19 protein-coding genes are annotated in these 18949 nt (G+C 40.4%); 15 read left to right on the top strand and 4 right to left on the bottom strand.

Going from position 1 to position 18949, the window contains the following annotated elements; genetic code table 11:
- The first annotated feature begins 58 nt into the window (after positions 1-58).
- The 6 genes from EKM98_RS05720 (at position 59) to EKM98_RS05695 (ending at position 5449) form a co-directional block, all read left to right on the top strand.
- The gene (locus EKM98_RS05720; RefSeq protein WP_125981204.1) at positions 59-403 is read left to right on the top strand and encodes a hypothetical protein; all 345 of its coding nucleotides are present in this window, start codon (positions 59-61) and stop codon (positions 401-403) included.
- A 103-nt stretch (positions 404-506) separates the two neighbouring features.
- Complete coding sequence (locus EKM98_RS05715) at positions 507-2744, top strand: RelA/SpoT family protein (protein WP_125981202.1); 2238 nt, start codon at positions 507-509, stop codon at positions 2742-2744.
- Between the two features lie 237 nt (positions 2745-2981).
- Positions 2982-3425 carry a D-aminoacyl-tRNA deacylase gene (gene dtd, locus EKM98_RS05710; RefSeq protein WP_125981200.1) on the top strand — a complete coding sequence of 148 codons (444 nt, stop codon included), beginning with the start codon at positions 2982-2984 and terminating at the stop codon, positions 3423-3425.
- 211 nt (positions 3426-3636) lie between these two features.
- The gene (locus tag EKM98_RS05705) at positions 3637-4260 is read left to right on the top strand and encodes an HAD-IA family hydrolase (protein ID WP_125981198.1); all 624 of its coding nucleotides are present in this window, start codon (positions 3637-3639) and stop codon (positions 4258-4260) included.
- 81 nt (positions 4261-4341) lie between these two features.
- Positions 4342-5133 carry an AzlC family ABC transporter permease gene (locus EKM98_RS05700; protein WP_125981196.1) on the top strand — a complete coding sequence of 264 codons (792 nt, stop codon included), beginning with the start codon at positions 4342-4344 and terminating at the stop codon, positions 5131-5133.
- The gene (locus EKM98_RS05695) at positions 5123-5449 is read left to right on the top strand and encodes an AzlD domain-containing protein (protein WP_125981194.1); all 327 of its coding nucleotides are present in this window, start codon (positions 5123-5125) and stop codon (positions 5447-5449) included. The genes EKM98_RS05700 and EKM98_RS05695 overlap by 11 nt, the downstream gene beginning before the upstream one ends.
- Before the next feature lie 88 nt (positions 5450-5537).
- Here EKM98_RS05695 and EKM98_RS05690 read toward each other — a convergent pair whose 3' ends face one another.
- On the bottom strand, positions 5538-6803 hold the full coding sequence (locus EKM98_RS05690) for an N-acetylmuramoyl-L-alanine amidase (RefSeq protein ID WP_125981193.1): 1266 nt from the start codon (positions 6801-6803) through the stop codon (positions 5538-5540).
- Between the two features lie 628 nt (positions 6804-7431).
- Between EKM98_RS05690 and hisS the strand changes: the two genes are divergently transcribed.
- From hisS to EKM98_RS05665, 5 genes are all read left to right on the top strand, one after another.
- Positions 7432-8721, top strand: coding sequence for a histidine--tRNA ligase (hisS, locus tag EKM98_RS05685; RefSeq protein WP_125981191.1), 1290 nt, complete (start codon positions 7432-7434; stop codon positions 8719-8721).
- 16 nt (positions 8722-8737) lie between these two features.
- Complete coding sequence (gene aspS, locus EKM98_RS05680; protein WP_125981189.1) at positions 8738-10516, top strand: aspartate--tRNA ligase; 1779 nt, start codon at positions 8738-8740, stop codon at positions 10514-10516.
- A gap of 221 nt (positions 10517-10737) precedes the next feature.
- A complete protein-coding gene (gene msrB, locus EKM98_RS05675) occupies positions 10738-11190 on the top strand; it encodes a peptide-methionine (R)-S-oxide reductase MsrB (protein WP_125981187.1) in 453 nt (150 codons plus the stop codon).
- On the top strand, positions 11191-11706 hold the full coding sequence (gene msrA, locus EKM98_RS05670; RefSeq protein WP_125981185.1) for a peptide-methionine (S)-S-oxide reductase MsrA: 516 nt from the start codon (positions 11191-11193) through the stop codon (positions 11704-11706). It abuts the gene before it with no gap.
- 254 nt (positions 11707-11960) lie between these two features.
- Positions 11961-12836, top strand: a complete 876-nt coding sequence (locus tag EKM98_RS05665; RefSeq protein ID WP_068224510.1) for a YitT family protein — start codon at positions 11961-11963, stop codon at positions 12834-12836.
- 128 nt (positions 12837-12964) lie between these two features.
- On the opposite strand, the gene brnQ is transcribed toward EKM98_RS05665, so the two are convergent.
- Together brnQ and EKM98_RS05655 are read right to left on the bottom strand one after the other, a co-directional pair.
- Positions 12965-14317, bottom strand: coding sequence for a branched-chain amino acid transport system II carrier protein (brnQ, locus tag EKM98_RS05660; protein ID WP_125981183.1), 1353 nt, complete (start codon positions 14315-14317; stop codon positions 12965-12967).
- On the bottom strand, positions 14317-15087 hold the full coding sequence (locus EKM98_RS05655; protein WP_125981181.1) for a nitroreductase family protein: 771 nt from the start codon (positions 15085-15087) through the stop codon (positions 14317-14319). The genes brnQ and EKM98_RS05655 overlap by 1 nt, the downstream gene beginning before the upstream one ends.
- Before the next feature lie 90 nt (positions 15088-15177).
- On the opposite strand from EKM98_RS05655, the gene EKM98_RS05650 reads away from it, so the two are divergent.
- Entirely contained in the window at positions 15178-16080 is a 903-nt protein-coding gene (locus EKM98_RS05650) for a deoxyribonuclease IV (protein ID WP_125981179.1), read from the top strand.
- A gap of 3 nt (positions 16081-16083) precedes the next feature.
- Here EKM98_RS05650 and EKM98_RS05645 read toward each other — a convergent pair whose 3' ends face one another.
- Positions 16084-16917, bottom strand: a complete 834-nt coding sequence (locus EKM98_RS05645; RefSeq protein WP_125981178.1) for a pyruvate, water dikinase regulatory protein — start codon at positions 16915-16917, stop codon at positions 16084-16086.
- A gap of 250 nt (positions 16918-17167) precedes the next feature.
- On the opposite strand from EKM98_RS05645, the gene rpsU reads away from it, so the two are divergent.
- The 3 genes from rpsU to EKM98_RS05630 all read left to right on the top strand — a co-directional run bounded on the left by rpsU (position 17168) and on the right by EKM98_RS05630 (position 18923).
- On the top strand, positions 17168-17344 hold the full coding sequence (gene rpsU, locus EKM98_RS05640; protein ID WP_068224497.1) for a 30S ribosomal protein S21: 177 nt from the start codon (positions 17168-17170) through the stop codon (positions 17342-17344).
- 36 nt (positions 17345-17380) lie between these two features.
- Positions 17381-17827, top strand: a complete 447-nt coding sequence (locus tag EKM98_RS05635) for a GatB/YqeY domain-containing protein (protein WP_125981176.1) — start codon at positions 17381-17383, stop codon at positions 17825-17827.
- Positions 17828-17948: 121 nt separating this feature from the next.
- The gene (locus EKM98_RS05630; protein ID WP_125981174.1) at positions 17949-18923 is read left to right on the top strand and encodes a PhoH family protein; all 975 of its coding nucleotides are present in this window, start codon (positions 17949-17951) and stop codon (positions 18921-18923) included.
- Positions 18924-18949: the final 26 nt, after the last annotated feature.

Here is an 18949-nt window from a genome sequence, read left to right as displayed (position 1 = left end):
AAGAATCGTTTCAAGACACTTCTTAGTCGGAAAATCCAATGAATTGTGAGGCACGATTTTGACAAAAATAAAGCAAGTTCTATTAATACCAGTCACTAGCTATTTTTTAATTAGTTTATTGTTAACTTTTATTTTGCCACTAATTTCACGAGCACTACACATTAGTTCCGTGATGCGAATTGGGTGGGGATTTATAATCGTTAATGGCATTGCGGCCATTTTGTTTGGTCTTCAAGTTGCTCGGAAAAGAAGACCAGCTTGGCTAATTCTGATTTTTCCACTTTTATTTACACTTGCAGTCTATTTTCTATACGGAAAATATGCTTATTGGTTCGCCCTAATTTATCTCTGTCTTAGTTATTTGAGTTATGGGTTAAAAAAACCAATCTCAGTTGCAAAATGAATGACCTTAGGTATAATTTAGGTGATTACTGAAAATAATGAGCACGTTGCGTTTTCACGTTACCGTGCTATTTTTGTATCAAAGTAAAAGGGGTGTGGCGGCTATGCCAAAAGATAAAGAATACTCTGCCGATGATATTATGGCGTTGGTTAAGACCTATATGAACTCAGAGCATGTCGCTTTCGTTAAACGGGCGCTTGACTTTGCTACCTACGTCCATCAAGAACAATTTCGCCAGTCTGGGGAGCCCTATATTATCCACCCAATTCAGGTTGCGGCTATTTTGGCTGAGCTTGAGATGGATCCGGCAACCGTTGCCTCTGGTTTTTTACATGATGTTGTTGAGGACACAAACGTTACACTAGGCGATATTAAGGAGTTATTTGGTACTGATGTTGCTATTATTGTTGATGGTGTAACAAAATTAAGTAAAATCCAGTACGTTGCTCATAAGGATGCCCTAGCGGAAAATCACCGTAAAATGATTTTAGCGATGGCCAAAGATTTACGGGTGGTCATGGTTAAGTTGGCCGATCGGCTGCATAATATGCGAACATTGCAGCATTTGCGACCGGATAAACAGCGCCGGATTGCCAATGAAACGTTAGAGATTTATGCACCCTTAGCCGATCGCTTAGGGATTAGTCAATTTAAGTGGGAATTAGAAGATATTTCATTGCGTTACCTTAATCCACAACAGTATTACCGGATTGTTCATTTGATGAACTCTAAGCGAACACAACGGCAAGCTTACATCAACGAGGCCATTACGGAAATCAAGTCATCAATGACTGAATTCAGTATCAAATACCAAATTTACGGACGGCCAAAACACATTTATTCGATCTATAAAAAAATGCGTGACAAGCACAAACAATTTGAAGAAATCTATGACTTACAGGCAATCCGGGTTATTGTTGATTCGATTAAAGATTGTTATGCCGTTTTAGGTGCTATTCACACCAAATGGAAGCCAATGCCTGGTCGTTTTAAGGACTATATTGCCATGCCTAAGGCCAATATGTACCAATCCATTCACACGACCGTTATTGGGCCCAAAGGTAAGCCGTTGGAAATTCAAATTCGAACAGAAGAAATGCACCAAGTTGCCGAATATGGTGTTGCAGCACACTGGGCCTATAAGGAAGGCCAACAAGACGAAGTTAAATATGATTCAAATGGTAAGCGAATCGACATGTTCCGGGAGATTTTAGAGCTCGGAGATGAAACGTCTGATGCTGCCGATTTTATGGAGAGTGTTAAGGGTGATATTTTCTCCGATCGGGTTTATGTGTTCACACCCAAGGGCGATGTTTACGAACTATCTAAGGGTTCTGGCCCGTTAGATTTTGCCTATACCATTCATACAGAAGTGGGTAATAAAACGATTGGCGCAAAGGTAAATGGTAAAATTGTGCCGCTTAATTACCAACTTAAAAATGGTGATATTGTTGATATTTTAACTTCGCCTAATTCTACGCCCAGCCGTGATTGGATTAATTTGGTTAACACCAGCAAGGCTAGAAACAAGATTAAACGCTTCTTCAAGCAAGCAGATAAGTCCGAAAATGTTGAAAAGGGCCGGGATATGCTGGAAAAGCAATTGGCTGAAATGGATTTTTTGCCAAAAGATTTCTTAAATCGCGAGACACTTAGTCAGATCTTAGATCGATTTAATTTTAGTACGGAAGAGGAGCTATTAGCCGCCGTTGGTTACGGTGAGCTTTCACCATTGGCGGTCAGTAACCGTTTGACCGAAAAGGCACGTAAGGCACGAGAAAAAGTAGCCCAGGATCAGCAGGCTAAGGCTGTTTTGAATTCAGACGCTAAACCGGCTAATCAGCAGGCCAAAACTAAAACTAAAGAACAACCCCTAAAGATCAAGCATGAAGGTGGCGTCGTTATTCAAGGCGTCGATAATTTATTGGTTCACTTGAGTAAGTGTTGCAATCCTGTTCCTGGCGATCCAATTGTGGGGTACGTGACCAAGGGACGTGGGGTTTCAATTCACCGAACTGATTGTCCGAATGTGCAAAATGCCCAAGATGCTGAAAATCGTTTAATTGAGGTTGAGTGGGAAGATACAGGGGCCAAGGGCGTTAGTTATGATACTAATTTGGAAATTTACGGTTATAATCGTTCAGGCTTACTCAACGATGTTTTACAGAATTTAAATTCACAGACTAAGAATCTAACTTCTGTTAGTGGCAAGGTTGATCATGATAATATGGCAACCATCCACGTGACCGTTGCGATTACAAATTTGGCACATTTAACCCGGCTTATTGATAGTATCAAAAATATTCCTGATGTTTATAGTGTCAGACGGGCTAGTGAATAGAAATAGTAACGAAACAAGTGGCAGTGCCCTGAAAAGACGAGTACGTTCAATTGATAAAAAACAAAGTATTTAGTTTTGGAATAACCACAATAGAATAGGATTTAAACAGAGCTTTTTAAAAGTGATCCGTAAACGTAACTGATTTTCTCGTTAGAATTTGGTACGATGAAGGAGTGCTTTTGAAATAGCTCTTTTTTAGTGGCTCAAATTTAAGAAACTTAGCAGGGGGAATTCTTGATGCGTGTCGTTTTACAGCGCGTTCGTTCGGCACAGGTGACAATTGAACAGCAGGTCGTTGGGTCCATCAAACGTGGCTATTTAGTATTAGTTGCTTTTTCCGATGCAGATCAGCAGGCCGATCTAGATTATTTAGTTCATAAAATTATTAAATTACGTGTTTTTGAAGATGAACAGGGTAAAATGAATTGTTCACTAGAACAGATTGGCGGCGCAATTTTGTCTGTTTCGCAATTTACCCTTTATGCGGATACCAAAAAGGGTAATCGGCCAGGATTTCAAGGTGCAGGTGATCCAGCACGTTCGAAGGTGCTGTACCAAAAATTCAATCAGGCCCTAGCGCAATCAGTTCCGGTTGAAACGGGAGAGTTTGGTGCTGATATGCAAGTCGAATTGGTTAATGATGGCCCGGTGACTATTTTATTTGATACTGCGAATAAATGAGTTGTGGTGGTTAAAGTGTATTTTTTAACTCATCCAGCGTAAACGCTTTTGGAAAGGCGTATTTCTAAAAACGATTTTTGGGTATTCTTTCAAATATTCTAAAAAAAGGGCTTAATTGGTTAATTTTACCGTTATAGAATCAAAAAGATATTTACAGAAAATTTAAAAAACGTTATGCTAGTTCTAGACTTTTGAAGGAGTGGTTCAACTGATGTTAGATTCTGTCATTTGGGACTTTGATGGTACTTTATACGATACATACCCAATTATTTTAAAATCATTACAAAAAACACTTCAGGAATTTAATATTCAGGTTGAAGATAGCGAACTTTATCGTTTAATCAAAGTTCGTTCGGTTCACTATGCAATTCAACATTTTAGTGAATTAAAAGGTCTACCTAATGAGCAAGTTAAGGCACGTTATCATGAAATTGAGGAAGACCGGCAACTTGAGCCCAGACCACTTAAGGGGGCACTGGAGACCTGTCAGGCAGTGATTGATAAGGGCGGTCGTAATTTTTTGTTAACACACCGTGATCGCGGAGCAATTCGTTTTCTGGAACATGATGGTCTGGCTGAATTATTTACTGATTTTGTGACAAGTGATCAACATTTTAAGCGTAAGCCGGATCCAGAGTCATTAATATATTTAATTAGTCGTTATCAATTAAAGGCGGCAAACACGATTATGGTGGGTGATCGACCATTAGATGTTGAGGCCGGTTTAAATGCTGGCGCTAAGGCCTGCTTTTATGATATTGATGGTTTTCATGGTGTCAGTAACGCAACGATTACAATTGACCAACTGACTGATTTGATACCTTACATTGGTTAAATGGTTAATTAAGACTACAAATTGGCAAAAGGGATATGTTATAATCACCTAGGTTTATTGCATGAATCTGGAGGCAGACTTTTGAATGAAGTAGATGAAGAAAATCAGGGTTGGTTGGCAGTTTTTAAGATTGCGTTACCACTTTGTTTAAGCTATATTCCGATCGGGTTAGCGTGTGGTATTTTACTACATTCTTCCGGTTTCAATATTCTTTTGACTGGGCTTGCTTCAATTCTCGTTTTTTCAGGGGGTGCCCAGTTTTTAATCGCCTCAATGTTGGCGATTCACGCACCTTTATTACAAGTACTTTTAATGTTACTCTTTCTGGAACTTCGTTACGCCTTACTTTCGGCTAGTTTATCGCCCTTTATGAAAAAAGAATCACTGGGTTTCTTGGTGTACTTTGCAAGTTCAATGAATGATGAAAATTATGCGATTAATTACCTTAAGTTTGCGACTGATAAGAACTGGAATGGCCATAAGGCAGTAATGGTTAATCACTATTCAATGCTTTTTTGGACCGTTAGTAATATGATCGGTTCGACAATTGGTAATTTAATTCACTTTGACGTTAATATTGTTAATTTTACTTTAACTGCGCTATTTGGTTACATGATGGTTATGCAAGTTAAAAACTGGCTATCAATTGGTGTTGCTGCTTTATCAGGCGTACTCTCAGTTTGGTTGATGATTGTCCTTAAAAGTACGATGGGCTTGGTAATTGCAACCTTAATTGCCTCTTTTGTTGGTTTTCTGATTGAACATAGTTTAGAGGGCCATAAGCACGCCTTTTTATTGCGTGGACTGCATCTTCACCGCAGAAAGGGTCAATTTACGGATGTAAAGGAGACGAGCGACAACCATGAGGACTAACGGTGACTATTTATTACTGATCATTTTAGCGGCGATTGTTGCTTTTATTCCGCGAGTTGTACCATTACTTTACTTTACTAAACGTAAAATTCCGGCCTGGTTTGATGAATGGATGAAGTACATTCCAGTTGCCTTATTTACTGCTTTAATAGCAAAGGATGTGTTTGTTACTTCTACATACACGTTTAACGTTGATAGTTCGGCAGAGATTATTTCAACTTTGTTAGTTTTCTTGATTGCGGCACGAACGAAATCAATGGGCGTTACAGTTGTTGCTGGGCTGATTTCAATTCTGATTTTTTCGTATATTTTGTAGTGTGACTGTAAAATTATGAAGTATTCATTTAATCTAATTTAGCAAAAAAGAGTTGGAAAATTTTCCAACTCTTTTTTGCTAAATTTATTTATTGTTTGAAATAATGACTAAGGCCTTGATAAACATCAGTTGCTACCTGCTTTTGGTAGGCCTTTTCTTGAATTTCACGATAATCATGTTTGCTATTGATGTAGCCAAGCTCTAGTAAGACAGCGGGGCGGGTATTATCCCGTAAGACGAGAAAATTGCCAAAGTCGATACCGCGACTGTTAAGTGGTAGTTGTTTTAATTGCTGATTGAGTGTCTTGGCAAGCGCCAAATCTTTTTTCTTTTTGTAATAGTAAGTTGTTGTACCGCTACCAGTATTCGCGGTTTCGCTGGAATCAAAGTGAATACTAATAAAGGCGTCAGCGTGCACCCGCTTGGCAATTGCAGGGCGGGGGGATAAGCCAACGTACTTATCTTTGTTTCTGGTTAAGATAACGCGGGCCCCGGCCGATCTTAGCCGAGTCGCAATTGCCTTAGCCGTAGCCAAAGTAAATGTTTTTTCATAGGTCTTTTTTAAAGAGATGGCGCCGGAGTCATGGCCACCATGCCCTGGATCGAGAACAATCGTTGCCTCAGATAGATTTGTGGCATTATTAGGGGTTGTGCTATTAAGATTAACTAACCAATTTGCGATGTAACCTATTTTCCCGGTTGTTGTTTTGACCTTGTACCAATCGCCATCCGTTGCAATATAAGTTAAATTGGTTTGTTTTTTAAGAGTTGCTATGATGTGATGATTAATTGCGGGGCCGGTTCGCAACTTTGCCTGATCAGAACGAACTGTCATCGTTTTAATTGTTGGATCGACGGTTTTGGTTTGTTGGTTGTTTTGTTGGGTGATAGTGTGGCTCGGTAACCAAGCAACCGTATTTTTAAAAATGATCTGGGACCAAGCGCCTTGTTGGTAAATAATTGTGACGGGAGTATTAGCTGTCATCGTACCTAATATTTGACTTGAACTATCAGGATGCTCACGGGCATAGATTGTTTCGTTCATTGTGCCTTTTTGATTAGCGGCCGAGCTTACTTCACTGTTATTGACCAACCAACTTGCTACCCAACCAATCTTGTCACTTGCTAGGCGAACCTGGTACCAACCGTTTTTAGTTGTTATAATATGGATTGTGGCACCGTGTTTTAATTGAGTCATGGTATCATAAGCTAGGCCCGGTCCCATACGGACATTAACCCGGCTTGCCTGAATGGTTATCGTCTTACTTGCGGCAGATACTGACTGATTAACTAGCAAGGTTAAGGTGACACAGGCTAATAGTAGAATTATGCAATGTACGAATCGTCTTAGCATTCTTGTGTCACCTTCCGAATTGATTTATAGCCATTATAACAAATAAATATCATAATGGGTTATGACTTAAATTTACCGGTAACAAATGCTGAAAACAAACTTGACTTTCAAAACAATATTCGGTAACGTAAAAACTGAATTATAAAGGCCAATGAGGAAGATAGATTTGTTCAGAACTTTTTACAGAAAAGTGGGTTTGCTGAAAGCCACTAAAAGTTAGAACTGATTTGACACTTCTTAGGTTAGACGTCAGTCTCGCGACCCAGCGATATGGGGTAAGTTATATTTAAGGTGGTACCGTGCTAATTCAGCGCCCTTGTCAAAGCGACAGGGGTGTTTTTCGTTTTCACAGGGAAGATTGCCTGAATATTGTTAAGCGCGCACAGTGAGGGCGATATCGAATTTGAGCGTTACGTGAAGAGTGGATGATAGATTAGGCGTGAGACAAAAGTTGGTTTTGGCGCACGTTTGCGAGTAATGCTCGGAAATAGTGAGCGGTCAGGACTTTTTGTTTCAGCCGCAAAATTTCCTAACTAAATAGTTTGGGATTCACGCTAAACACTGAAACAAATGGATTAACGGATCTGTACGCACATAAAGTAAAAATTATAAGGAGGAATTCGAAAAAATGGCATACCAACGACCAAAGGGAACTGCCGATATTTTACCAGGCGAGTCCGAAAAATGGCAGTACGTTGAACAAACGGCGCGGGATGTTTTTAAGGCCTACCAATTTAAAGAAATTCGAACGCCAATGTTTGAAAATTTTGATGTTTTTTCCCGTTCCGTCGGTGATACTTCAGATATTGTCACAAAAGAAATGTATGATTTCTTTGACAAAGGTGATCGCCACATTGTTTTACGACCAGAGGGAACAGCAGGTGTTGTTCGTGCTTACGTTGAAAATAAGCTTTATGGACCTGAGCATCAAAAGCCGGTTAAAGTTTACTATATGGGACCCATGTTTCGTTATGAACGGCCGCAATCTGGACGTATGCGTGAATTTCATCAGCTTGGTGTTGAAGCCTTTGGAAGTGAAAGCCCAGCCATTGATGTTGAAACAATTGCCATGGCGCTACAATTACTGAAACAATTTGGTTTAAAGAATTTAAAGCTAGTGATCAATACTTTAGGGGATTTGGAAACCAGACAGGCATACCGGCAGGCATTAATTGACTTTTTGGAACCACATTTTGCCGAGCTTAGTGCCGATTCAAAAGAACGGCTACACAAGAATCCACTGCGTGTTTTAGACAGTAAAGACAAGCATGATCAAGAAATCGTCAAGGATGCCCCCTCTATTTTGGATTACCTTGATGAGGCTTCAACCGCTCATTTTACTACCGTTAAACAAATGTTGGAGTCACTTGGCATTGACTATGAAATTGATGCAAATATGGTGCGTGGGCTTGATTATTATAACCATACAATCTTTGAAATTATGTCGAATTCTAAGGCCTTTGGTGGTAATTACATGACAGTTTGTGCAGGCGGTCGCTACAATGGCCTAGTGAGTGAATTAGGTGGTCCAGATGCCCCAGGTTTTGGTTTTGGTTTAGGTGTTGAACGTTTGCTGTTAATTATGGCGGCTGATGAGGTGCCATTACCAGTTGATGACCAATTAGATGTTTACTTAGTTGGAATTGGTGCCGCAGCGGCTCCAGCTACCTTGAAGTTAATTCAGGCAATTCGTGGCGCAGGTTTCTCTGCCGAACGTGATTATTTAGACCGTAAACCCAAGGCTCAGTTTAAAACGGCCAACCGCTTAAACGCCAAGGTTGTTATTACGATTGGTGACAGCGAGTTAGCGGCAAAGGCTGCCAACTTAAAAAACATGGCAACAGGTGAAGAAACCACCGTACCATTTACAAAGATTGAATCAGATTTTAAAGCTATTTTTAAGACCGCAGTTAAATAAGGGGAGTGAATTGGTAGTGGATAAACGAACAACGTACGCTGGTTTAGTTGATGAGGCCTTTGTTGGTCAGGAAGTTACCTTAATGGGTTGGGTTCAAAAGCGCCGTAATCTCGGTAACTTGATTTTTATTGATTTGCGTGACCGTGAAGGAATCGTGCAGTTAGTCTATAGTCAGGAATTTGATCATGATGCGTGGGCAGTAGCTGATAGTATGCGCTCTGAATACGTTATTGAGGCCAAGGGTAAGGTTGTTAAACGTTCTGATGACGCAATCAATCCTTCTATGAAAACCGGGAAGGTCGAAGTTGAAATTCATGATACAGAAATTCTGAACAAGGCTAAAACCCCACCATTTTATATTGAGGACAATATTAACGTTTCGGCTGATTTACGTTTGCAGTACCGGTACCTGGATTTACGCCGACCAGAAATGCAAAAGGGTTTGCGGATTCGAAATAGTATCACTAAGGCGGCCCATCGTTATTTAGACAATAATGGGTTCTTAGATATTGAAACACCTGATTTAACTAAATCAACGCCTGAAGGGGCCCGGGATTATTTGGTGCCTTCACGTGTTTATCCTGGTCATTTTTACGCCTTACCACAGTCACCGCAATTATTTAAACAGTTGTTAATGGGTGCTGGTTTTGATCGTTATTATCAGTTGGCCCGGTGCTTCCGGGATGAGGATTTACGTGGTGATCGGCAACCAGAATTCACGCAAATTGATATGGAAACTAGCTTTTTAAGTGCGGAAGAAATTCAAAGTTTAACTGAAGGCTTGTTGAAGGAAGTTATGCAAGAAACAAAGGGTATTGAGATTAAAACGCCAATTCCCCGGATTACTTGGAATGAGGCTCAAGCCCGCTTTGGTTCAGACAAACCTGATATGCGTTTTGGGATGGAATTACAGGATTTATCAGATTTGATGAAGAATACTGATTTTAAAGTTTTCAGTAACGCAATTGCAGCTGGTGGTCAGGTTAAGGCAATTTGCGTCCCTGGTGCAGCCGAAAAATATTCACGTAAGGATATTGATAAGATTCAGGATTACGTTAAGCGGTTTGGTGCTCAGGGATTAGCTTGGGTAAAAGTAACTGAAGATAGCTACAGTGGCCCAATTGCAAAATTCTTTAAAGAACAAGCAACTGAAATTAATGAGCGGCTGGGTGCTAAAACAGGAGACCTAATTTTATTTGCGGCCGATCGTAAAAAAGTTGTTGCGGACACGTTAGGTTATTTGCGGACATTCTTTGCGCATGAGCTTGATATGATTGATGAATCGAAATACGCCTTTATCTGGGTGGTTGATTGGCCATTGTTTGAATATGATGAAGGAATTCACCGTTGGACGGCTGCCCATCATCCATTCACCATGCCAAATGAAGAGGATATTCATTATTTAAACGAAGGTGAAGACCCGCATCAGGCCCACGCCCAGAGCTATGATATCGTCTTAAATGGCTATGAACTTGGTGGTGGCTCAATTCGTATTCATAACCGCGATCTTCAGGAAAAGATGTTGCGCGCGTTGAACTTCACTAAAGAACAGGCACAAGAACGTTTTGGCTTCTTGCTAAATGCCTTAGAATACGGTTTTCCACCGCATGGCGGCTTAGCTATTGGCCTGGATCGTTTTGCAATGTTGCTGTCAGGCCGCGATAATATTCGGGATGTCATTGCTTTTCCTAAGAATTCTAAGGCCGGGGATCCATTAACTAACGCGCCGGGCAAGGTTTCAACTAAGCAATTATTAGATCTTGATCTTAGTGTTTATGATCAAAATAAAGAATAAAAGATACACAGGCTTACAAGTATTTAAAAAGCAGAGAATTTATTCTCAAAATTACGTTTACTCTGGATTTGGTTAAAAATAAGGACAGCCTACAATTATCGTTAAAAAGATATTGTGGGCTGTTTTTATGATCTGCATCAAAAGAATACTTAATCAATAAACAGATTGCGTGCAACTTAATTATAAATCAGTATAATTACGTAATGAAAGGGATGATTGGAATGGCCGAGAACAATGAAAATAATGATTTGAAAAAGCGTTTAACACCACTACAGTATGATGTAACGCAACATGCGGCAACTGAGCGGCCTTTTACGGGTAAGTACGATCAATTTGATGAAGAGGGGATCTACGTTGATGTCGTTAGCGGGGAGCCCTTATTCAGCTCATTAGACAAATATGATGCTGGCTGTGGGTGGCCATCTTTTACAAAACCAATCAAGACTGAACAACTCAAACAAAATACCGACTCCTCTCACGGGATGATTCGTTCTGAAGTTCGGAGTAAAGTGGCCGAATCACATTTAGGTCACGTTTTTCCTGATGGACCACAGGCTGAAAGTGGGTTGCGTTATTGTATTAATTCCGCTGCACTACGTTTTATTCCGGTGGCGTACTTAGATCAGGCCGGTTATTCGAAATATAAAAATCTTTTCACGAAGGGGGACGCTTAAATGAGTGAAGAAACAGCAATTTTTGCTGGCGGGTGTTTCTGGTGTATGGTGAAACCTTTTGATACGCAGCCCGGAATTAAAAAAGTAGTCTCTGGTTATACCGGTGGCGATGTTGCTAATCCAACTTATGAACAAGTTATTAGTCACACAACAGGTCACACTGAGGCCGTTAAAATTACGTTTGACCCAGCCATTATCTCTTACAAACAATTGGTACAGATATATTGGCAGGTGACCGATCCGACTGATGCAATGGGACAGTTCCAAGATCGTGGTGCTAGTTATCGTCCCGTAATTTTTGTGGAAAATGAGCAGCAAAAAAAGATCGCTGAAGAATCGCGAAATGAATTAGCAACTAGTGGTAAATTTACCCAGCCAATTGTCACTAACATTGAGTCGGCTAAACCATTTTATCCGGCAGAAGAGGCACACCAAGATTTTTATAAAAAAGATCCGTTTCGCTATCAAATTGAAGAAATGGGTGGTCGGAAAGCCTTTATTAAAAAACACTGGTAGAAAAAGCAAACAAAGAAGTACTGCGCACATACTGCTGAAATTAGGTTTGGAAAATCAAAAAAATTAATGTTATAAATGTAGTTCACAACAATTCATGATTTTTCAAAGTAAGTAACGTTAAATGTGTAATGGGCAATTAACTCATTTTTAAAAGGCTGTACTTTAAATGAGGATTCAGCGTATTTTGTTCAAGCCGGTAAGTGAGTATGGTATAATTCAGTCATTCTAAAACAAAGAGGCTAACTAACGATATAATGGATGATTTACAGCGTATTCTAAAAAAACATCAATATGCCGCACGGGCATCAACAGCTTTTATCTACTCAATTTGTGTTTCAGTGGCAATGAACTTTTTCTGGCAACCGGGTAAGATTTATGCTTCCGGAATTACGGGTTTTGCTCAATTACTGGCAACGCTCTCTAAACGTGTTCTACCATTTTCATTATCAGTTCCGCTCTTGCTGTTTTTGCTTAATTTACCACTATTTGTATTAGCCTGGCGCCAAATTGGCCGCCGTTTTACCATCTTTACCGTTATGGCGGTTGTTTTTTCGAGTATTATGATGAAGCTAGTTCCGATTACGGAACTAACTTTTGACCCGATTATTTGTGCCATTTTTGGTGGTGCAGTAAATGGTTTTGGTACGGGCCTAGCGCTAAAAAATGGGATTTCAACTGGTGGCCTAGATATCATTGGTTTGGTTTTACGTAAAAAAACTGGTCGGAGTATTGGGACCATTAATATTACTTTTAATGCATTTATTATTTTGGCGGCTGGCTTTATTTTTGGTTGGCCGTACGCATTTTATAGTGCGTTAAGTATTTTCGTTAACGGTAAGGTAATGGACATGGTCTATACGCGGCAGCAAAAAATGCAAGTTATGATTGTGACTGATAAACCAAAGCGGGTGATTGATCACATTCAAAATCGCATGCGCCGTGGTATTACCATTGTGCATGATGCTGAAGGGGCTTACCAACATGACGAAAAGACCATTTTATTTACCGTTATTTCCCGTTATGAAATGCACGATCTTGAGGTTGCAATGCGTGAATCTGACCCTAGGGCCTTCGTTAGTATTTCGGATTCCGTTAAAATTTTAGGGCACTTTTACGAACCAACAGTTTGATCACTGAGCACCAGAAAAGGGATCAGTTTCTGAGCCGAGCGTTAAGACCTGAATTATAGGCTAAGATCGTAAAAAAATATGAATAAAAAAAGGCTGGGACGTTTTCGTCTCAGCCTTATTAGGTGTGTTTAAGCGGGTAATTTAATTTGTTTAGGCCAAAAATGACTTAAGAGTAAACCAATCAGAAAGCCAATTATTGCCGGTAGTAGCCAATCCAGGCCAATGCTGAAAAGTGGTAGGTAATGCTGGGCTAAATTTAAGCAAGCCTGGCTAAAAGCTAATTGACGTAGGCCTGCTGGTGCAACGTTAAGTCCGTCAATAATAGCCACCAAGAAAGTAAGACTTGTCGTTGTGAGGTAAACGATTTGGCGATGATGAAATAACGGCGACAGAATTCCCAGCAGCATTAAAGTTACTGCTAAAGGATAAATGAAATACAAAACTGGGGTTGAGTAAGCGATGATCTTGGTTAAACCCACGTTAGCAAAAAGGCAGGCCAAGCCACTGGCTAAACTGATCCAAACAAAATAGCTTACTTTAGGAAATAAACGGTGAAATGATTCACCAAACGCTGATATTAAACCAATGGCTGTTTTTAAACAGGCAATGATCACAATCAAGGCCAAAAGTGTGCTACCAAGGCCACCAAAATAGTAATTGGCGATTTGTGCCAGTGCAATACCGCCATTTGCAGACGGCTTAAAGTGGCCAGCACTCATTGTTCCCATTATTGCTAGTAAGGCATAAATGATTGCCATTAGGCTCATACTGATTAATCCAGCACGAACCGTATCACGAGCAATAGCGGTTGGCCGTGTAACTCCCAACCCAATAATAGTATCCGTAACGACAACACCAAAGGCAAGTGCCGCTAATGCATCCATTGTGTTATAGCCAGCAGTGAAACCAGTAAAAAAGGCGTGATTTTGATAGTCTGCCAACGCTGGTACTTGGGAAATATTGCCTAATGGTTTGATTAAAGCAATCAACAAAAGGCTACCAAGTAAGATGAGAAAAATCGGATTTAGGTATTTACCAATAATCTCGATCAGCTTAGATGGTTTTCGTGCAAACCACCAAGCTAATAGGAAAAAGCCAAGTGAGAAAAGCACGAGTAGCCACTGGTGTTGTCCAGTGAATGGCACGATGCCAATTTGAAAAGAAGTTGTTGCAAGCCGTGGTAATGCAAAAAAGGGTCCGATTGTTAGGTAGAGTAAAATGGTAAACAAGTAGGCATAAGGCCGACTGATTCGGTTAGCGAGCTCAAAGCTACCGCGACTGCGGGTTAGACCTAGCGCAACCACGCCAAGCAGCGGTAAACCGACCCCAGTTAAAAGGAAGCCAAGGATAGCCGGCCCAACATTCTGACCACTGTGTTGACCAAAAAAAACGGGAAAAATTAAGTTACCGGCACCAAAAAATAGGCCAAAAAGTAATGAACCAACGTATAGAGATTGGCGACGACTGAGACGTTCCATAATTAATGCTCCTCCTGATCGGTTTTAAAGTCCAGTAAGAAGCCTTGTGTCTGAATAACTGCTGCCAAATCTGCCTGTTTACCTAATTCTTGGCTGATACTTTGGGCAATATGCTGTTGATAATTCGTGGTGCGCGGTGTTTGCAGACGATTTTGGTAATAATCTTGAACTTGTTGGTTGTAGTCAGTAAGTGCAAACGGTTTACGGGGATAGCGGTTCGTAAAGTGAACAGCTGGTTCAGGTAAACGAGGCTTTTCGCTAGGATTTTGTTCAGGATAACCGAGAGCCAAACCTAATAATGGGAAGGTTAATGGTGGCAGTTCTAGTAGCTGAATCATTTGCTTTGCATCATTTAAAATACTACCTAAAATAACACTACCAACGCCGATACTTTCTGCGGCAACAACCAAGGATTGTGTCACTAGCACAGTATCGAAGACCGCCGCCAAGAATTTATCGGTACTGTGTAATTGTTTATCTGATTTCTGCTCAGCTAAGGCCAGTTGCTGATTTCGTTGTTGATCGGCAACCATGATCAGTAGGTGTCCGTTACTGGCGACGTAATTCTGACCAGAAATCGCCGCAATGGCCCGTTTTTTTGCCGGATCAGTAACGCTGATGATTGAATAGCTCTGACAGAAATTACTTGTTGCTGTGTGTTGGGCGGTGGTGATTAATTTTTCAATGACATCGGTGGCTATTGGTTGTGGTTTAAATTGGCGAATTGTTTTATGATGAATAAGTAATGCCAGTGTTGCGTTTAGGTCAGACATGTTGAACTTCCTTTCTAAAACTCAGACTAAAAACAGTACTAGGCTAACTTTACAGGAATTTATTTGAAATGAAAAGAAGCGGGGTAAAAAATGACATTAATTGGGTCCCACGTTAGTATGCATGGTAAAGAAATGTTCCTAGGTTCGGCTAAGGAAGCGGCCAGTTATCATGCAACTACTTTTAGCATCTATACTGGTGCGCCACAAAATACGCGGCGCAAACCAATTGCTGAGTTAAACATTGCGGCCGGCAAGGCTTACATGCAAGAACATGGCCTACAAAGCATGGTGATTCACGCACCTTACATTATTAATTTAGCAAACACTAAAAAATTAGATCATTTTAGTTTTGCGGTGGATTTTTTGCAAAAAGAAGTTGTTCGGGCGGAGGCTATCGGTGCTAAGCAAATCGTGTTACACCCAGGTTCACACGTTGGTGCGGGTTCTGCGGCCGGAATTGCCAATATTATCAAGGGACTGAATGAAGTATTACGGAGTGATCAAACAACCCAGATTGCTTTAGAAACGATGGCCGGTAAGGGCACTGAAGTTGGTCGGACGTTTGAAGAGCTTGCCAAAATTATTGCGGGAGTCACTTTGAACGATAAATTAAGTGTTTGTTTTGATACTTGTCACACAAGTGATGCCGGTTACGCCATTAAGACGGATTTTGATGGTGTCATGACTGGATTTGACCGCGTAATTGGTTTAGATCGCTTAAAGGTGATCCATTTAAATGACTCAAAAAATCCGCAAGGCAGTCATAAAGACCGGCATGCGGATATTGGATTGGGTTATATCGGTTTTGAACGGCTTAATCAAATTGTCCACGACAAGCGTTTTGACGATGTTCCCAAAATTATGGAGACACCATGGGTTAAAGGCGCGGGCAAGGATAAATTTGCTCCCTATGGTTACGAGATTGCAATGTTTGATCGGCAGCAATTTAATCCAAATCTAGAAGCAGATATTTTAGCACAAAAGCGATTTTAGATTTTATGGTTTAGGACTACCGTAATTATCTAAATCTAAGTGCTCCAAAATAAGTGTTGCCGTTTCCTCAATTGAACGGTGGGCGGTATTAACGACGTAACAGCCAATTTTTTTGTATAACTGACTCGCATAATTAAGTTCTTCAGTAATCTGGTTTGTATCAGAGTACGCCGTATTGGGATTAAGTCCGTAAGCAATCATTCGTTCACGGCGGAAATTATTGAGGACTGCAATATCCGTTGTTAGGCCAATGATTTTCTTAGGATCAACTTTCCAAAGTTGCCCGGGAATGTGTGCCGAGGGGACGAGTGGTAAATTTGCGACTTTTAAATTACGGTTAGCTAGAAATAAAGATAGTGGGGTTTTCGATGTTCGGGAAACACCGAGTAAAACGATATCGGCTTCTAAGAACCCCTGTGGATCCTTGCCATCATCGTACATAACAGCAAATTCCATAGCAGAAATCCGGTCAAAATAACGATCATTAAGCCGATGAATGGCCCCAGCTTCACCTCGTGGCTGTTCACCAGAACGTTTAACAATTTCGGACATAATTGGATTTAATAAGTCATAGCAAACTAACTCATTTTCTTTGGCAAATTGATTAATTTTATGGGAGAGCCCTGCGGTAACTAGTGTGTGAATAATAATTGGTTGTTTTTCTTTTGCTTGCTTCAAAACAACATCAAGTCGTTCTTCAGTTTTAGTGAAGGGAAAACGAAAGTAAACGGGTGAAACGTCTGTAAATTGGGCCAATGCAGCTTTGGCAATATTAAGGGCAGTTTCGCCAACGGAATCAGAAATAATAAAAAATTTGATTTCTTGTTTTGCGACCATTTAAAAGACTCCTTTAAAATTAAAAAATTTATTTGTGTATCGGCAAATAAGTCATTTCTTATTGTAATTGCTTTCATCATAGCATAATTATCCAGTCCAAGGCGACGAAAAAACATAAATTTAATCACGACAATCGTGTCTAGTTATTGACGTGATACGATTACATCTGTATAATGAAAGCCGAATCAGTTTTTGAAAGAGAAATCTTGCAAGACGATTCCATTCTTGAGCTCGGAGGGAGGGATATCATATGGCAAAGACAGTCGTTCGCAAAAACGAATCTCTTGATGATGCTCTTCGGCGTTTCCGACGCACTGTGTCCAAAAATGGTACATTGCAAGAATACCGTAAACGTGAATTTTACGAAAAGCCAAGTGTTAAACGGAAATTAAAATCAGAAGCAGCAAGAAAGCGTAAGAAATTCTAACACTTTTTTGGTGTGAATGAAGGAAATGATCATCAGATGGCTCTGATTGATACGTTAAATGCAGACTTAAAGACGGCAATGAAAGCGCGGGACAAAGAGACATTAGCCACTGTTCGGATGTTAAAAGCTGCCGTTGTTAATGAGCAAGTTAAGCTAGGGCACGATTTAAACGACCAAGAAGGATTGGCTATTTTAGCGACAGAACTTAAGCAACGAAAAGAATCGTTGACTGAGTTTAAAAAGGCTAATCGTGAAGATTTGGTCACGCCGTTATTACAAGAAATCAAAATTGTGGAACATTATTTACCACAACCATTATCTGAAGAAGAAGTTAGTCAACTTGTCCAACAAGTAATTGAACAAGTTGGTGCAACTTCAACTAAAGATTTTGGTAAAGTGATGAAAGTTTTGATGCCACAAGTTAAGGGTCGCGCGGATGGCGCTGTTGTGAACAAGCTAGTTAAAGCTGCTTTAACAAAATAGAAAAAAAGGTTGTGCTTAGGCACAGCCTTTTTTCTTTGTTCATTTGCAGTTGTGGTGCTTTTCTGGCCGCTTTGTGCTATCATTTTTATTGTTAAAGAATACACTAAAGGGAGTCTCTTATTTGACTGAAGGACAAGTAACGAAAATATTTCGCGTCACCAACCCGGATGAGGCTGTCAGTTTAATGGGCACACAGGATAAATTTCTAAAGATCCTAGAAGAAGGGCTGCACGTCACGTTGGCCGCTTTTGGTAATGAAATTAAAATTACCGGCATTTCCAGTGATGCAAGTAAAACTTATGCAGTTTTGGCTAATCTTTTACAATTATATACGCAAGGAATTAAAATCAGTAGTGCTGATGTGGTCAGTGCGATGAAGATGGCCCAGCGGGATACGCTGGATCACTTTCAGGAACTGTATAAAACCGAATTAATTAAGGACCGGCGGGGTAAACCAATTCGGGTGAAGAATTTTGGTCAACGGCAATACGTTACGACGGTTCGCCAAAATGATATTACCTTTGGTGTTGGGCCGGCCGGAACAGGCAAAACTTTTTTGGCTGTTGTCATGGCGGTTGCGGCGTTAAAAAATGGAGAAGTAGAAAAGATTATTTTAACGCGTCCGGCCGTTGAAGCAGGTGAGAGCTTAGGCTTTTTACCTGGTGATTTAAAGGAAAAGGTCGATCCATATTTGCGGCCAATCTATGATGCTTTGTATGAAGTCTTAGGTGCTGAACATACGACACGCCTGATGGATCGCGGGGTTATTGAAATTGCACCACTGGCCTATATGCGTGGTCGAACGTTGGACAATGCTTTTGTTATCTTAGATGAGGCACAGAATACAACAACGGCCCAAATGAAAATGTTCTTAACCCGCCTTGGTTTTGGTTCTAAAATGATTGTTAATGGTGACATTACGCAAATTGATTTACCGCGCAATGCTAATAGTGGCTTGATACAGGCACAGCATGTCTTAAAGGGAATTAGTCATATTGCATTTGTTGAATTCTCGGCAAACGATGTGGTTCGACACCCTGTTGTGGCAAGTATCATTGAGGCTTATGAACGCCAGGAAAAGGCGCCGAAAAATTAATACTAGGTCATTAATCTTTGATGGAG

Source organism: Loigolactobacillus iwatensis (genome assembly GCF_003950295.1).
Lineage (GTDB): Bacteria > Bacillota > Bacilli > Lactobacillales > Lactobacillaceae > Loigolactobacillus > Loigolactobacillus iwatensis.
This window is presented reverse-complemented; position numbering and strand designations above follow the sequence as displayed.

Bases quoted from the DNA above. Each gene is read 5' to 3' on its own strand.
- EKM98_RS05715 (WP_125981202.1), top strand. From the start codon at position 507: ATGCCAAAAGATAAAGAATACTCTGCCGATGATATTATGGCGTTGGTT.
- dtd (WP_125981200.1), top strand. From the start codon at position 2,982: ATGCGTGTCGTTTTACAGCGCGTTCGTTCGGCACAGGTGACAATTGAA.
- EKM98_RS05705 (WP_125981198.1), top strand. From the start codon at position 3,637: ATGTTAGATTCTGTCATTTGGGACTTTGATGGTACTTTATACGATACA.
- EKM98_RS05695 (WP_125981194.1), top strand. From the start codon at position 5,123: ATGAGGACTAACGGTGACTATTTATTACTGATCATTTTAGCGGCGATT.
- EKM98_RS05690 (WP_125981193.1), bottom strand. From the start codon at position 6,803: ATGCTAAGACGATTCGTACATTGCATAATTCTACTATTAGCCTGTGTC.
- hisS (WP_125981191.1), top strand. From the start codon at position 7,432: ATGGCATACCAACGACCAAAGGGAACTGCCGATATTTTACCAGGCGAG.
- msrB (WP_125981187.1), top strand. From the start codon at position 10,738: ATGGCCGAGAACAATGAAAATAATGATTTGAAAAAGCGTTTAACACCA.
- msrA (WP_125981185.1), top strand. From the start codon at position 11,191: ATGAGTGAAGAAACAGCAATTTTTGCTGGCGGGTGTTTCTGGTGTATG.
- EKM98_RS05665 (WP_068224510.1), top strand. From the start codon at position 11,961: ATGGATGATTTACAGCGTATTCTAAAAAAACATCAATATGCCGCACGG.
- EKM98_RS05655 (WP_125981181.1), bottom strand. From the start codon at position 15,087: ATGTCTGACCTAAACGCAACACTGGCATTACTTATTCATCATAAAACA.
- EKM98_RS05650 (WP_125981179.1), top strand. From the start codon at position 15,178: ATGACATTAATTGGGTCCCACGTTAGTATGCATGGTAAAGAAATGTTC.
- EKM98_RS05645 (WP_125981178.1), bottom strand. From the start codon at position 16,917: ATGGTCGCAAAACAAGAAATCAAATTTTTTATTATTTCTGATTCCGTT.
- rpsU (WP_068224497.1), top strand. From the start codon at position 17,168: ATGGCAAAGACAGTCGTTCGCAAAAACGAATCTCTTGATGATGCTCTT.
- EKM98_RS05635 (WP_125981176.1), top strand. From the start codon at position 17,381: ATGGCTCTGATTGATACGTTAAATGCAGACTTAAAGACGGCAATGAAA.